This is a genomic window from Frigoribacterium sp. CFBP9029 (genome assembly GCF_034045305.1).
GTDB lineage: Bacteria > Actinomycetota > Actinomycetes > Actinomycetales > Microbacteriaceae > Frigoribacterium.
Genome location: NZ_JAXCWB010000007.1, coordinates 164,467 through 178,735, shown reverse-complemented (window position 1 = coordinate 178,735; position 14,269 = coordinate 164,467). Strand labels below are relative to the sequence as shown.

Here is a 14,269-nt window from a genome sequence, read left to right as displayed (position 1 = left end):
CCATCGTCCGAGGCAGCTGTGAAACCTTAGCACCAGATTACAATCCGTAAAACCAGTGACAATCACTCCCGAAGAAGCAATCCGTTCCCGTGGGAACGAAGCACTAACCTACATCATGTTTTCCAGTGTTGCAACTTGCTTGGTCCGAGGCCGTAATGGCAACTCGAGGACTTGGAAGCCGGTCACACTTGAGTTCCGGTGAGCTTCGCTCCGCCGAACCTTTGGGGTGACAAGAAAGAACCTTACACGGACAATCCGCCACACGTCCAAACCTCCACGCATCCCGGGCGTGTCGCCGCCGAAAACCCCGGAAACATCACGATCCCGCCCCAGAACGCCGCACACGGCCGCGCAGAGGCGACCGTGATCAGCGACAGACCCCTCCCTCGGGCCCGTTCAGGGGGCTCGGCGGAGAACACGAGAGGCCCGCATCCCCTGGAAGGGATGCGGGCCTCTGTCGGTGGGGCGATGCGGTCAGCTGCGGACGCTCACACCCGCGAGCGTCTTCTTGCCGCGACGCAGGATGGCACGTCGACCGACGAGCAGCGTCTCGCCCACCAGGGCGTCGCCATCCGTGACCCGCTCGTTGTTCAGGTAGACACCGCCCTCCGTCGCAGCCCGTCGGGCCGCGCCCAAGGATGAGACCAGACCGGTCTCGACGAGCGCGCGCGCCACTGTCGTGTCGGCGTCCACCTCCGCGGACGGCAGCTCGGCCATCGCGCTGACGAGGGTCGACTCGTCGAGGGCGCCGAGGTCGCCGTTGCCGAACAAGGCGGCCGCCGCGTCGATGGCGGCCTGCGCGGCGGGTTCGCCGTGGACCAGCCGGGTGACCTCCCATGCCAGGGTGCGCTGCGCCTCCCTGGTGAACGGACGCTCGGCGACGACCGTCTCGAGCCGTTCGATCTCGGCCCGGTCGAGGAACGTGAAGACCTTGAGTCGGGACACCACGTCGGAGTCGTCGGTGTTGAGCCAGAACTGGTACATCGCGTAGGGGCTGGTGAGCTCGGGGTCGAGCCACACGGCGTTGCCTTCGCTCTTGCCGAACTTCGTGCCGTCGCTGTTGGTGATCAACGGCGTGCCGATGGCGTGCACCGCGACGCCCTCGGTGCGACGGATCAGCTCGGTGCCGCTGGTCAGGTTGCCCCACTGGTCGCTGCCGCCGGTCTGCAGCACGCAGTCGTACTCGCGGTACAGCTCGCGGAAGTCCAGCCCCTGCAGGATCTGGTAGCTGAACTCGGTGTAGCTGATGCCGGCGTCGCTGTTCAGACGGGCGCTCACCGCATCCTTCTTCAGCATCGTGTTCACCCGGAAGTTCTTGCCGATGTCGCGGAGGAACTCGATGGCGCTGAGCGGCGCCGTCCAGTCGAGGTTGTTGACCACGCGCAGGCCGTTGTCACCGGAGGCTTCGAGGAACTTCACCACGTGGGCGCGGATGGACTCGACCCACTCGGCCGTCTGCTCGGGTGTCTTCAGCACGCGCTCGGCCGTCGGACGCGGGTCGCCGATCAGACCGGTCGAGCCGCCGACCAGACCCAGCGGTCGGTGACCGGCCAGCTGGAGGCGGCGCATGGTCAGGAGCTGCACGAGATTCCCGAGGTGGAGGCTCGGCGCGGTCGGGTCGAAACCGCAGTAGAACGTGATCGGCGGGCCGGCGAGCAGGGTCTTGAGGGAGTCGGCGTCGGTCGAGACGTGCACGAGGCCCCGCCAGACGAGCTCGCTCCACACGTCGTCGAACGTCGGGTCGTTTCGCTGGCCGGCCAGGACGTCTGCCGTCGATTCACTGGTCACCCGAGAACGGTACCAGCGTCAGCCGCGCCGCCCGGTGCGCCTGGCGGCCGATCGGTAGACGGACACCGTCGGATCCCCCGCGATCCAGAACCGCCAGGGGCGGCTCTCGTGCCCGCCATCCCCCGCGACCCCCACACGCGGCCCGGTCTCGACGACGGGTGACGGACCGGATGGGAGCTCGAGCGACAGCCGGCCTCCGCCGAGGCGGGTGCCGTCGTCGGCGAGGTCGACTCCGAGAGCCGACCCGAACCTCCCCGGCCCCCTCGCGAGATCGACCGCGCCGCGCGACGTCGCCCGTCTCGACCGGGCCGTGTCGACGCCCTCCACGACCTCCCCCGACCGCAGGAGGAGACCCGATGCCTCGCCGACCGGGCCGCAGACGAGGTTGACACAGCGGTGGATCCCGTACGACAGGTACACGTAGACCGTGCCGGCCGGGCCGAACATGCTCGAGTTCCGGGCCGTCCTCCCCCGGTGGGCGTGCGAACCCGGGTCGTCGCCGACCCCCATGTAGGCCTCGACCTCGGTCAGCCGGACGGCCACGTCGCCGAGTCGGACGACGGCCCCGAGGAGGCGCGGAGCCACCTCGAGGGCCGCCCCCGACAGCAGACGGGTCGCGTCGTCCGCCGGGGTCGACTCCATGGGCCTAGAAGAAGTCCTGGCCCGTCGTCACCACGATGACGACGACGGCGACGAGGACCACCACGCTGACCGCGACGACGACGGGCAGCAACCAGGCCCGCCCTCGTCGCGGCTCGGACGGGCGTCGATCGCTCACGACGCCCTCGGGTCGAGATCGCGGGCCAGCCCGGCGACTCGCGCGGTGAGTGCCTCGAGCTGCTCGGCGACGCGCTCGGGCGCGGTGCCCCCGGTGCCGCGCCGACTCGCGATGGAGCCCTCGACGGTCAGCACCGGGCGGATCTCGGGGGTGAGATGGGGAGACACCGACGCGTACTGCTCGTCGGTCGGCTCGTCCAGCTCGAGTCCGTGCTGCTCGCAGAAGCGCACCAGCTCGCCGCTGATCTCGTGGGCGTCACGGAAGGCCACGCCCTGACGGACCAGCCATTCGGCCACGTCGGTGGCGAGCGAGAAGCCCTGCGGCGCCAGCTCGGCCATCCGCTGCTCGTCGAACTGCAGCGTCGCGACCAGACCGGTGAACGCGGGCAGCAGGACCTCGAGCTGGGTGACCGAGTCGAAGACCGGCTCTTTGTCCTCTTGCAGATCGCGGTTGTACGCGAGAGGCAGGCCCTTCAGCGTCGCGAGGAGACCCGTCAGGTTGCCGATCAGACGACCCGACTTGCCGCGCGCGAGCTCGGCGATGTCCGGGTTCTTCTTCTGCGGCATGATCGACGATCCGGTCGAGAACGCGTCGTGCAGTCGGACGAAGCCGAACTCGCGCGTCGACCAGAGGATGATCTCCTCCGACAACCGCGACAGGTCGATGCCGATCGACGCGGCGACGAAGGCGAACTCGGCGACGACGTCACGACTGGCGGTCGCGTCGATCGAGTTCTCGGTCGTGCGGTCGAAGCCGAGATCGCGGGCGACCTGATCAGGGTCGAGACCGAGCGAGCTGCCGGCCAGGGCGCCGGCCCCGTAGGGCGACGCCGAAGCACGGCGCGACCAGTCGCGGAGACGCTCGAGATCGCGCACGAGAGGCCACGCGTGGGCCAGGAGGTGATGCGCAAGCAGGACGGGCTGCGCGTGCTGCAGATGCGTGCGCCCGGGCATGACGGCCGTGGGGTGGGCCGACGCCTGAGCTGCGATGGCGTCGACCAGGTCGACGACGAGTCGCGAGATGGTGGCGGCATGGTCGCGCAGGTACAACCGCACGAGAGTGGCGATCTGGTCGTTGCGGCTCCGACCGGCCCGCAGACGGCCGCCGAGCTCGACACCGGCGATGCCGATGAGACCGCGTTCGAGGGCCGAGTGGACGTCTTCGTCGGAGTCCGCGGCGACGAACGTCTGATCGGCGACGTCGGACTCGAGCCGGTCGAGCGCGTCGAGCATGGCGGTCAGCTCGTGGTCACCCAGGTAGCCCGCGGAGGCCAGGGCGCGAGCGTGGGCCCGCGAGCCGGCGATGTCGTACGGTGCCAGCTGCCAGTCGAACTGCGTCGACTTGCTCAGCGCGGCGAGCTCGGCCGACGGCCCGGAGGCGAAGCGGCCACCCCAGAGGGCGCCCGCCTCGCCTGCGCGCTGGTTCGGCGTCGTGTCGTCGGCCACTACTGCTGGGCCAGATCGCGGCGGGCCGAGATCTTGCTGGGCAACGACCAGATCTCGATGAAGCCCTTCGAGAGCGACTGGTCGAACGTGTCGCCGGTGTCGTAGGTGGCGAGGTCGAAGTCGTAGAGGCTCGAATCGCTCTTCTGACCGGTGACGACGGCACGACCGCCCTGCAGCTTGAGACGGATGTCGCCCGACACGTACTTCTGGGTGTCGTCGATGAAGACGTCGAGCGAGCGCTTCAGGCCGGAGAACCACAGACCGTCGTAGACGAGGTTCGACCACTCGGCCTCGACGCCGCGCTTGTAGCGGCCGAGATCGCGCTCGATGGTGAGGGCCTCGAGGGCCTCGTGCGCCTGGATGAGCGCGACGGCCCCCGGAGCCTCGTAGACCTCACGGCTCTTGATGCCGACCAGGCGGTCCTCCACGACGTCGATGCGGCCGACGCCGTGGGCCCCGGCGAGCTCGTTCATCTTCTCGACGATGCCGAGCGGCGTGTACGCGACGCCGTCGATGGCGACCGGGATGCCGGCCTCGAAGGTCACGACGACCTCGTCGGCGGGCTTGATGACCGACGGATCTTGCGTGTACTCGTACAGGTCTTCGATCGGCGGGTTCCACGGGTCTTCGAGGAACCCGGTCTCGACCGCGCGTCCCCAGACGTTCTTGTCGATCGAGTACGGGTTCGCGGCGCTCTGACGGATCGGCAGGTTGTGCTGCTCGGCGTATACGATCGCCTTGTCGCGGGTCAGCGCGAGGTCTCGGACGGGCGCGATGCTCGTCAGGTCGGGTGCGAGGGCGGCGACCGCCGCCTCGAAGCGCACCTGGTCGTTGCCCTTGCCGGTGCAGCCGTGGGCGACGCTGTCCGCGCCGAGCTCCTTCGCGACGCGTGCCAGGTGGCGGGCGATCAGCGGACGGCTGAGGGCGCTCACCAGCGGGTAGGTCTTCTGGTACATGGCGTTCGCCTTGAGGGCGGGCATCAGGTAGTCGCGCCCGAACTCCTCCTTGGCGTCGACGACGACCGACTCGACGGCGCCGCAGTCGAGGGCGCGCTGACGGATGTCGTTCATGTCCTCACCGCCCTGTCCGACGTCGACGGCCAGAGCCACCACCTCCTTGCCGGTGGCGTCGGCGAGCCAGCCGATGCCGACCGAGGTGTCGAGGCCTCCTGAGTATGCGAGGACGACGCGTTCCGTCATGGTTCTCCTTGGTTCGTATGCGGGGTGCGGGGCCGGTGGCCCGGACTGTGCCGGGCCACCGGATGTTCGGGGTGCGGTCGCGGGGCGACCGCGACTGCTCGGAGCCTGTGCGTCAGTGCTCGAGCAGCCAGGTGAGCAGTGCCTTCTGGGCGTGGACGCGGTTCTCCGCTTCGTCCCAGATGACGCTGGTCGGGCCGTCGATGACGTCGGTCTCGACCTCGTAGCCGCGGTCGGCGGGGAGGCAGTGCAGGAAGATCGCGTCGTCGTCGGCCTCGGCCATCAGGGCCCGATCGACCTTGAAGCCGCCGAAGACGGCGACCCGCGCCTCCTTCTCGTCCTCCTTGCCCATCGACACCCAGGTGTCGGTGACGACGACGTCGGCCCCGGCGACCGCCGCGTGCACGTCGGAGGTGACCTGCACGGAGCCGCCGGTGGCGGCGGCGATGCGCTCGGCGTCACGGACTACGGCCCCGTCGGGCTGGAAGCCATCGGGGGCCCCGATCCGCACGTGCATGCCCGCCGTCGCGCCGGCCAGGAGGTACGACTGGCCCATGTTGCAGCGGCCGTCGCCCACGAAGGCGACCGTCAGACCGGCCAGCGCGCCCTTCTTCTCGCGGATCGTCTGCAGATCGGCGAGCAGCTGGCAGGGGTGGAAGTCGTCGCTCAGCGCGTTGACGACGGGGACGGTCGCCCCCTCCGCCATCTCCTCCAGACCGGACTGCGCGTAGGTGCGCCAGACGATCGCGGAGACCATCCGCTCGAGCACACGCGCGGTGTCGGACGGGGTCTCTTTACCGCCGAGCTGGCTGTTGGCCGTCGCGATGATCAGCGGGCTCCCGCCGAGGTCGGCGATGCCCACCGCGAACGAGACCCGGGTGCGGGTCGACGACTTGTCGAAGATGACGGCGACCGTCTGCGGGCCCTCGAGGGGGCGACGCGACCACCGGTCGGCCTTGAGCTCGTCGGCGAGGTCGAGGACCTCGAGCAGCTCGCTCGGGCTGAGGTCGTCGTCGCGGAGGAAGTGGCGGGTCATGCGAGACCTTTCAGGACGGGGGCGAAGAGGGCGATGAACTCGTCGATCTCGGCGTCGCCCACGATGAGCGGGGGCGCGAGACGGATGCTCGAGTCGTTCGGAGCGTTGATGATGAGGCCGGCGTCGAGCGCGGCCGCGGCGAGCTCGGCCGCGACGGGCTGCGTCAGGCCGATGCCGACGAGCAGACCGCGACCCCGGATCTCGCCGATGAGCGGCGAGTCGAGTGCCGCCAGCGCGGCCCGGAGGCGCTCGCCCTGGACGACCGCGTTGACGATGAGACCAGAGTCTTCGATCTCGCGGAGGACGGCGTTGGCGGCCGCGGTGGCGAGCGGGTTGCCGCCGAACGTCGTGCCGTGCTGCCCGGCCTCGAAGAGCGCCGAGGCCTCGCCGAAGGTGACGAGGGCACCGATGGGCACGCCGCCGGCGATCCCCTTGGCGACCGTGATCGCGTCGGGGACGACGTCGAACTGCTGGAAGGCGAACCAGGAGCCCGTCCGACCGACACCTGTCTGGATCTCGTCGAGGACGAGCAGGGCGCCGTGGCGCGTCGACAACTCGCGGGCCTTCTCGAGGAACCCCTCGGGCAGGTCGAGGACACCCGCCTCGCCCTTGATCGGTTCGACGAAGAGGGCGGCCACGTGATCGTCGAACGCCGTCTCGAGCGCCTCGACGGTGCTGTCGATGTGCTCGACGCCGGCGACCATCGGCTCGAAGGGCTCGCGGAGCGCCGGCTTGCCGGTCAGCGCCAACGACCCCATCGTGCGACCGTGGAACGAGTTCTGCAGCGCGAGGATGCGCGTCTTCGAGCCGTCACCGCGATTGAGACGGGCCAGCTTGAAGGCCGCCTCGTTGGCCTCGGCGCCGCTGTTGCCGAAGAACACACGACCGGCGTCGCCGGCGCCCGTGATCCGCTTGAGGCGCTCGGCCAGCTCGAGCTGCGGCTCGGTCGCGAAGTAGTTCGACACGTGGATGATCGACGCGGCCTGGGTCGACAGGGCCTCGATCAGGGCCGGATGCGCGTGACCGAGCGCGTTGACGGCGATGCCGGCCAGGAAGTCGAGATAGCGCTTGCCCTCGACGTCGAACACCGAGCAGCCCTCGCCGTGCGACAGCATCACCTTCGGGGTGGACAGCGAGCCCATCAACGAGTCGCCGAATCGGCGCTGCCAGGTACCGCCTTGGGTCTGGATCATGGTCACGACTGTCCTTTCTTCTCGGTGCCGTCGTCGACGGCGGGGGTGTTCGAGGAGGTGACGACGGGCGCGCCGTACGACGCCGCCCGGTCGTCGGGGATGACCTCGGTGCCCGACCCGCGCTGGGTGAAGACCTCGAGGAGGATGGAGTGCGGGATGCGCCCGTCGATGATGGTCGCTCCCCCGACGCCGCCGACGACCGACTCGAGGCACGCCGTCATCTTCGGGATCATGCCCGACTCGAGCGACGGCAGCAGATCGGTGAGGGCCGAGACGGTGATCGCCGCCACGAGCGACTCTCGGTTCGGCCAGTCGCTGTACAGCCCCGGCACGTCCGTCAGCATGACGAGCTTCGTGGCGCCGAGCGCGATGGCGAGGGCGCCCGCCGCCGCGTCGGCGTTGACGTTGAGCGCCGAGTCGGGGTGGGCCTCGTTCGTCGCGATCGACGACACGACCGGGATGCGACCCGCCGCGATCTCGTCGAGCACCGCCCGCGGGTCGACCTCGGTGATGTCGCCGACGTGACCGAGGTCGAACGTCTGGCCGTCGATGACGACACCGCGGCGCCGCCCCTCGAAGAGCGTGCTGTCTTCGCCGGACACCCCGCGGGCGAGGTCGCCGTGCTCGTTGATCAGGTCGACGATCTCTCGGTTGACCTCGCCGGCGAGGACGTCGCGGACGACCGAGATCGCCTCGGTGCTCGTGTACCGGTAGCCCCCGCGGAACTCGCTCGGGATGCCGGCCGCCGCCAGCGCGGCCGAGATCTGCGGCCCCCCTCCGTGCACGACAACCGGGAAGAGCCCCGCGTAGCGGAGGTAGACCATGTCCTCGGCGAAGGCCCGCTTGAGGGCGTCGTCGACCATGGCGTTGCCGCCGAACTTGACGACGACCACCGTGCCGGAGAAGCGCTTGAGCCAGGGCAGCGACTCGATCAGGGTGGCGGCCTTGACCGCCGCGAGCTCCTGCTCGTCGCTGTGCACCACGTCGGAGACGGCCATCAGCTGGAGTACGCGCTGTTCTCGTGCACGTAGTCGTGCGTGAGGTCGTTCGTGAGGATCGTCGCCTCGTGGCCGCCCGACCGGAGGTCGACGAGCACGTGGACGGCGCGCGCCGTCAGGTCGACGGCGTCGCTCGGTCGATCGGGCGCCCCCGCGTGGCAGACGCGGACGCCGTTCATGGAGACGTCGACGTCGTAGGGATCGAACTCGGCCGAGGTCGTCCCGATCGCCGCCAGGACGCGGCCCCAGTTCGGATCGTTGCCGAAGACCGCGGCCTTGAAGAGGTTGTTGCGGGCGATCGAGCGCCCGACCTCGACGGCGTCGTCGTCGCTCGCGGCCCCGACGATCTCGATGCGGATGTCGTGCGAGGCGCCCTCGGCGTCGGCCTGCAGCTGCTCGGCGAGGTCGGCGCAGAGCTCCGTCACCGCAGCTCGGAACTCCTCTGCATCGGGGACGACGCCCGACTCGCCGCTGGCGAGGAGCAGCACGGTGTCGTTGGTCGACATGCAGCCGTCGGAGTCGAGCCGGTCGAAGGTGACCCGCGTCGCGGAGTGGAGCGCGTCGTCCAGCCCGCCGTGGTCGACGTCGGCGTCGGTCGTCAGGACGACGAGCATGGTCGCCAGACCCGGTGCCAGCATGCCGGCCCCCTTCGCCATGCCACCGACCACCCAGCCATCACCAGCCACCACGGCCTGCTTCGGCTTCGTGTCGGTCGTCATGATCGCCGTCGCGGCGTCGAGTCCGCCGTCGACCGTCAGTGCCGACGCCGCAGCGATCGAGCCGGAGAGGACCTTGTCGCGGAAGACCTGATCGCCGACGCCGATGAGACCCGTCGAGCACACCACCACGTCACCGGCCGACACGCCGAGCGCCTCGGCGACCGTCTCGGCGGTCGCGTGCGTCGTCTGGAAGCCGAACGGACCCGTGAAGCAGTTCGCGCCTCCTGAATTCAGCACGACGGCCTCGGCGATGCCGTCGCCGACCACCTGCTGCGACCAGAGCACGGGGTGGGCCTTGGCCCGGTTGCTGGTGAAGACCGCCGCCGCGCTCTTGCGGCGCCCGCGGTTGACGACGAGGGCGACATCGGGTCGACCGCTCGTCTTGAGGCCCGCCGTGACACCGGCGGCGACGAATCCCTGGGCTGCGGTGACGCTCACGGTGCCACTCCGTTCACGGTGAGGCCCGCGGTCTCGGGGAGACCGAGGGCGATGTTGGCGGACTGCACCGCGGCGCCCGCGGTGCCCTTCGCCAGGTTGTCGATGGCGCTGACCACGACCAGCCGGTCGGCGTCGACGTCGACCGCGAGTCCGATGAGGGCGGTGTTGGCGCCGACGGTGTCGGCCGTGCGCGGGAACTCGCCCGCGGGCAGGAAGTGCACGAACGGCTCGTCGGCGTAGGCGATCTCGTACGCGGCGCGCACGTCGCTCTCGCTCACGCCGGGAGCCAGCGTGGCCGTCGAGGTCGCCAGGATGCCCCGCGACATCGGCACGAGGACGGGGGTGAACGAGATGCTCACCTCGGTGGCGCCGGCGACGCGGAGGTTCTGCTGGATCTCGGGCACATGGCGGTGGGTGCCGCCCACCCCGTAGGCCGACGCCGAACCGAGGATCTCGCCGGCGAGGAGGTGCGGCTTCAGAGCCTTGCCCGCGCCCGAGGGCGCGACGGCGAGCACGGAGACGATGTCGGTGCTCTCGACGAGACCGGCACGGACCGCCGGAGCGAGAGCCAGGGTGATCGCGGTCACGTTGCAGCCGGGCGCCGCGATGCGACGCTCGCCGACGAGCGCCTCGCGCTGCCGCGTGCCGTCGGCGTGGACGAGCTCGGGGAGACCGTAGGCCCACGCCCCGTAGAACTCGGTGCCGTAGAACCGGGCCCAGTCGGCCTCGTCGGTGAGGCGATGGTCGGCACCGCAGTCGATGACGAGCGTCTCGGCGGGCAACTCGGCCGTGATGGCCCCGGACTTGCCGTGAGGCAGGGCGAGGAACACGACGTCGTGACCGGCGAGGTTCTCGGCCGTCGTCTCGACGAGGGTCAGGTGCGCGAGCGAGCGCAGCTGGGGTTGCAGCGCGATGAGCGGCTGCCCGGCGTTCTGGAACGCCGTGACGGTGCGCACCTCGAAGTCGGGATGCGCGGCGAGGAGCCGGAGCAGCTCGCCGCCGGCGTAGCCGCTGGCGCCGGCGACGGCAACGGAATGAGGCATGGGTCCACCCTAATGTTCGATTCGGTCGAGGATCGGGGGCGGCGACGCCTGGCGAGTGTCAGTCGCGGAGCGCCGCCCCGAATCGCTCGCCGGCCAGACGGACGGCGCCCTGCTTGGCCTCGGTCGCCTCGGCGGCCGTCAGGGTGCGGTCGTCGGACCGGAATCGCAGGGCGAAGGTCAACGACTTCGAGGCGTCGGGCAGCCCCGCGCCGCGGTAGTCGTCGACGAGACGGACCGTCTCGAGCAGCGCACCGGCGCCCTCGCGGACGGCGGAGAGGACCTCGCCCGCCGAGACGTCTTCGGCGACGACGAGGGAGAGGTCTTGCGTGGCGGCGGGGAACGACGAGATCGGGGTCGGCTGCAGCTCGACGTCGGCGAGGGCGATGACCCGGTCGAGGTCGATCTCGCCGACGGCGACGACCCGGGGCAGATCGAGGTCCGCCGCACGCTGGGGCAGCAGCTCGCCGGCGTGACCGACGACCTCGCCGGCCACGACGACCTCGGCCGTGCGACCGGGGTGCAGCGACGGGTGCGAACCCTGACGGAAGACGGCCTCGGCACCCGCTGCACGGACGGCGACGCGGAGATCGTCGAGCACGTCGGCGAGGGACGCCGGGAGGGCGGCCTGACCGGGCTGGCGGTCGATCGCCTGGCCGAGCGCGAGCACGGCCAGGTGCCGGGGCTGACGCGGGATGCTCGCCTCGAGCGACGCGAGCACCTCGACGGAGGGTCGTTCGGCGCCGAGCGGCACGCTCTCGGTGCCGTAGGCCCGGTCGGCCTCCGGCAGGAAGACGGTGCCGGTCTCGAACAGCGACAGGTCGACGAGCCCGCGTGACGAGTTGCGTCGGGCGATCTCGAGCAGACCCGGGACGAGCGAGCGACGCAGCTCGGGCGCGGCGACGTCGAGCGGATTGGCGAGCCGGACACCGGGGCCGCCCGCACCGTCGAGACCGCCGAAGGCGGCGTTCTGCGCGGAGCTGACGAACGGGTAGGCCGCGACCTCGGTGGACCCCGCGGCGGCGAGCGACGACGACACCTGACGGCGCAGCTTCTGCTCACGCGTGAGACCCCGCCCGGGAGGGGCGACGGGCAGCACGGACGGGATGCGGTCGTAGCCGGTGATGCGCGCGACCTCTTCGACCAGCGACGCGGCGTCGACCAGGTCGGGACGCCAGGACGGCGGTGCGACCGACCAGCCGTCGGCCGCCGGGACGACCTCGGCGCCGATCGACGTCAGCGCGTCGACGATCTCGGTCGACGTGTAGTCGACCCCGATCAGGCGGGAGGCGCGCTCGGCCCCCAGGGAGATGGCCGCTCGCGGAGCGGTCGCGTCGAGCGAGGAGCCCAGAGCGTCGGCGGTGCCGCCGCCCCATTCGACGAGGAGGTCGACGACGCGCTGTGCGGCGGGCGCCGAGACCCGGGGGTCGACGCCCCGCTCGAAGCGGCGCGAGGCCTCGCTCGGCAGCTTGTGCCGACGGGCCGACCGGGCGATCGAGATCGGGTCGAACGTGGCGGCCTCGATGAGGACGTCGGTCGTCGCGGTCGTGATCTCGGTGCGGGCGCCGCCCATGACCCCGGCGAGCCCGACGGCCCCGGTCGAGTCGGCGATGACGAGATCTTCGGGGTGCAGCGCGCGCGTCTTGCCGTCGAGGGTCTCGAGCTGCTCGCCGGTCTCGGCACGACGGACGGTCAGCCCGCCGTCGAGGGTCGCGAGGTCGTACCCGTGGATGGGCTGACCGAGTTCGAGCATTACGTAGTTCGTGACGTCGACCGGGAGCGAGACGCTGCGGACGCCGGCGAGACGGAGCCGAGCGGACATCCACGGCGGGGTGGCGCGCGAGGCGTCGACGCCTCGGACGACCCGCGTGACGAAGGTCGAGACGGCGGCGGCGCCTCGGACGGGAGCCTCGTCGCGGACCTCGACGGAGAAGCCGTCGCCCGGTGCGACCGAGACGGCCGCGGCGGGGTCGCGGAACGTCGCGCCCGTGGCGTGCGAGTACTCGCGGGCGACGCCGCGGATGCTGAACGCGTAGCCGCGGTCGGGGGTGACGTTGATCTCGACTGCGGCCTCGTCGAGCCCGAGGAGCGCGATGGCGTCCGTGCCGACCTCGGGGTCGAGGCCGAGCGACGAGAGCAGGAGGATGCCGTCGTGCTCGTCGCCCAGACCGAGCTCACGCGTCGAGGCGATCATGCCGTCGGACACGTGACCGTAGGTCTTTCGGGCGGCGATCGGGAACGGACCGGGCAGCACGGCACCGGGCAACGACACGACGACCTTGTCGCCGGCGACGAAGTTGTGCGCCCCGCAGACGATGCCGCGGACGTCGTCGGGACCGACGGCGACCTGGCACCAGTTGATCGTCTTGCCGTTCTTCTGCGGCTCGGGCACGAGTTCGAGCACCTGGCCGACGACGAGCGGACCCGTCACGTCGCCGACGTGCACGTCTTCCTCTTCGAAGCCGACGGACACGAGCGCCGCGTGGACGTGCTCGAGGCTGACGTCGCTCGGCAGGTCGACCCATTCGCCCAGCCAACTGATCGGTACCCGCATCAGACCACCATCCCGAACTGCTCGCTGAAACGGACGTCGCCCTCGACCATGTCGCGCATGTCGTTGAGGTCGTTGCGGAACTGCAGGGTGCGCTCGATGCCCATCCCGAAGGCGAAGCCCTGGTAGACGTCGGGGTCGATGCCCGCGGCCCGCAGCACGTTCGGGTTGACCATGCCGCAGCCGCCCCACTCGACCCAGCGCGCCCCGCCCTTGGCGTTCGGCTGCCAGACGTCCATCTCGGCGCTCGGCTCGGTGAAGGGGAAGTAGTTCGGACGGAGGCGGATCTGCGCCTCGTCGCCGAACATCGAGCGCGCGAGGTGCTCGAGGGTGCCGCGGAGGTTCGCCATGGTGAGCCCCCGGTCGATGGCGATGCCCTCGATCTGCGTGAAGACCGGCGTGTGCGTCGCATCGAGCTCGTCGGTGCGGAACACACGGCCGGTCGCGACGTTGTAGACCGGCAGCTGCTTGGAGAGCAGCGTGCGGATCTGCACCGGCGACGTGTGCGTGCGGAGCAGCAGGTGATCGTCGACGGGATCGACGAAGAAGGTGTCTTGCATGGCGCGCGCCGGGTGGTCGGCGTCGAAGTTCAGCGCGTCGAAGTTGAACCACTCGTGCTCTAGCTCTGGGCCCTCGGAGACCTCCCAGCCCATGGCGACGAAGAGGTCGACCATGGTCTCTTGCAGGAGGGCCAGCGGGTGACGCGACCCCACCCGGCGACGAGACGGCAGGGCGGAGACGTCGACGGTCTCGTCGGCCAGCCGAGCAGTCTCTTCGAGCTCGACCAGCTCGGCCTCGCGGGTGGCCACGGCCTGGTTGACCCGTCCCCTGGCCTGGCCGACGAGCTTGCCCGCCGCGGCCTTCTGGTCGTTCGGCAGATCGCGCATCCCGGCGTTCATCCGCGCCAGGACGGACGCCTCACCCGTGTGCTGGGAGCGTGCGGTCTTGAGCTCGGCGACGGACGCCGCGGTCGAGATGGCGACCAGAGCGGAGTCGACCGCCGACGCGACGGCGTCTTCGGAGATGGGGACGGTGTCTGACACGAGAACCAAGCTTAGCGATCGTCGGGAGGCGACCCGCACCTCCT

General features: G+C 70.5%; 12 protein-coding genes. All 12 read right to left on the bottom strand.

The annotated features are described in order from the left end of the window. Positions 1-474: 474 nt before the first annotated feature. Positions 475-1,788 carry a tyrosine--tRNA ligase gene (tyrS, locus tag SOM11_RS11220; RefSeq protein ID WP_320478049.1) on the bottom strand — a complete coding sequence of 438 codons (1,314 nt, stop codon included), beginning with the start codon at positions 1,786-1,788 and terminating at the stop codon, positions 475-477. 18 nt (positions 1,789-1,806) lie between these two features. Beyond that, positions 1,807-2,430 carry a DNA-3-methyladenine glycosylase gene (locus SOM11_RS11215; RefSeq protein ID WP_320478048.1) on the bottom strand — a complete coding sequence of 208 codons (624 nt, stop codon included), beginning with the start codon at positions 2,428-2,430 and terminating at the stop codon, positions 1,807-1,809. Positions 2,431-2,434: 4 nt separating this feature from the next. After that, entirely contained in the window at positions 2,435-2,566 is a 132-nt protein-coding gene (locus SOM11_RS11210; protein WP_320478047.1) for a hypothetical protein, read from the bottom strand. Beyond that, on the bottom strand, positions 2,563-4,011 hold the full coding sequence (argH, locus tag SOM11_RS11205) for an argininosuccinate lyase (protein ID WP_320478046.1): 1,449 nt from the start codon (positions 4,009-4,011) through the stop codon (positions 2,563-2,565). Before argH ends, SOM11_RS11210 begins: the two co-directional genes overlap by 4 nt. Then, complete coding sequence (locus SOM11_RS11200) at positions 4,011-5,210, bottom strand: argininosuccinate synthase (RefSeq protein ID WP_192060163.1); 1,200 nt, start codon at positions 5,208-5,210, stop codon at positions 4,011-4,013. Before SOM11_RS11200 ends, argH begins: the two co-directional genes overlap by 1 nt. A 112-nt stretch (positions 5,211-5,322) precedes the next feature. Next, on the bottom strand, positions 5,323-6,243 hold the full coding sequence (gene argF, locus SOM11_RS11195) for an ornithine carbamoyltransferase (RefSeq protein ID WP_320478045.1): 921 nt from the start codon (positions 6,241-6,243) through the stop codon (positions 5,323-5,325). After that, a complete protein-coding gene (locus SOM11_RS11190) occupies positions 6,240-7,436 on the bottom strand; it encodes an acetylornithine transaminase (RefSeq protein WP_320478044.1) in 1,197 nt (398 codons plus the stop codon). Before SOM11_RS11190 ends, argF begins: the two co-directional genes overlap by 4 nt. Before the next feature lie 2 nt (positions 7,437-7,438). Further along, positions 7,439-8,434, bottom strand: coding sequence for an acetylglutamate kinase (gene argB / locus SOM11_RS11185; RefSeq protein ID WP_320478043.1), 996 nt, complete (start codon positions 8,432-8,434; stop codon positions 7,439-7,441). After that, positions 8,434-9,591, bottom strand: coding sequence for a bifunctional glutamate N-acetyltransferase/amino-acid acetyltransferase ArgJ (gene argJ / locus SOM11_RS11180; protein ID WP_320478042.1), 1,158 nt, complete (start codon positions 9,589-9,591; stop codon positions 8,434-8,436). Before argJ ends, argB begins: the two co-directional genes overlap by 1 nt. Then, the gene (gene argC, locus SOM11_RS11175) at positions 9,588-10,634 is read right to left on the bottom strand and encodes an N-acetyl-gamma-glutamyl-phosphate reductase (protein WP_320478041.1); all 1,047 of its coding nucleotides are present in this window, start codon (positions 10,632-10,634) and stop codon (positions 9,588-9,590) included. Before argC ends, argJ begins: the two co-directional genes overlap by 4 nt. Before the next feature lie 58 nt (positions 10,635-10,692). Beyond that, complete coding sequence (gene pheT, locus SOM11_RS11170; protein WP_320478040.1) at positions 10,693-13,185, bottom strand: phenylalanine--tRNA ligase subunit beta; 2,493 nt, start codon at positions 13,183-13,185, stop codon at positions 10,693-10,695. Further along, complete coding sequence (gene pheS / locus SOM11_RS11165; RefSeq protein WP_320478039.1) at positions 13,185-14,225, bottom strand: phenylalanine--tRNA ligase subunit alpha; 1,041 nt, start codon at positions 14,223-14,225, stop codon at positions 13,185-13,187. The genes pheT and pheS overlap by 1 nt, the downstream gene beginning before the upstream one ends. Positions 14,226-14,269: the final 44 nt, after the last annotated feature.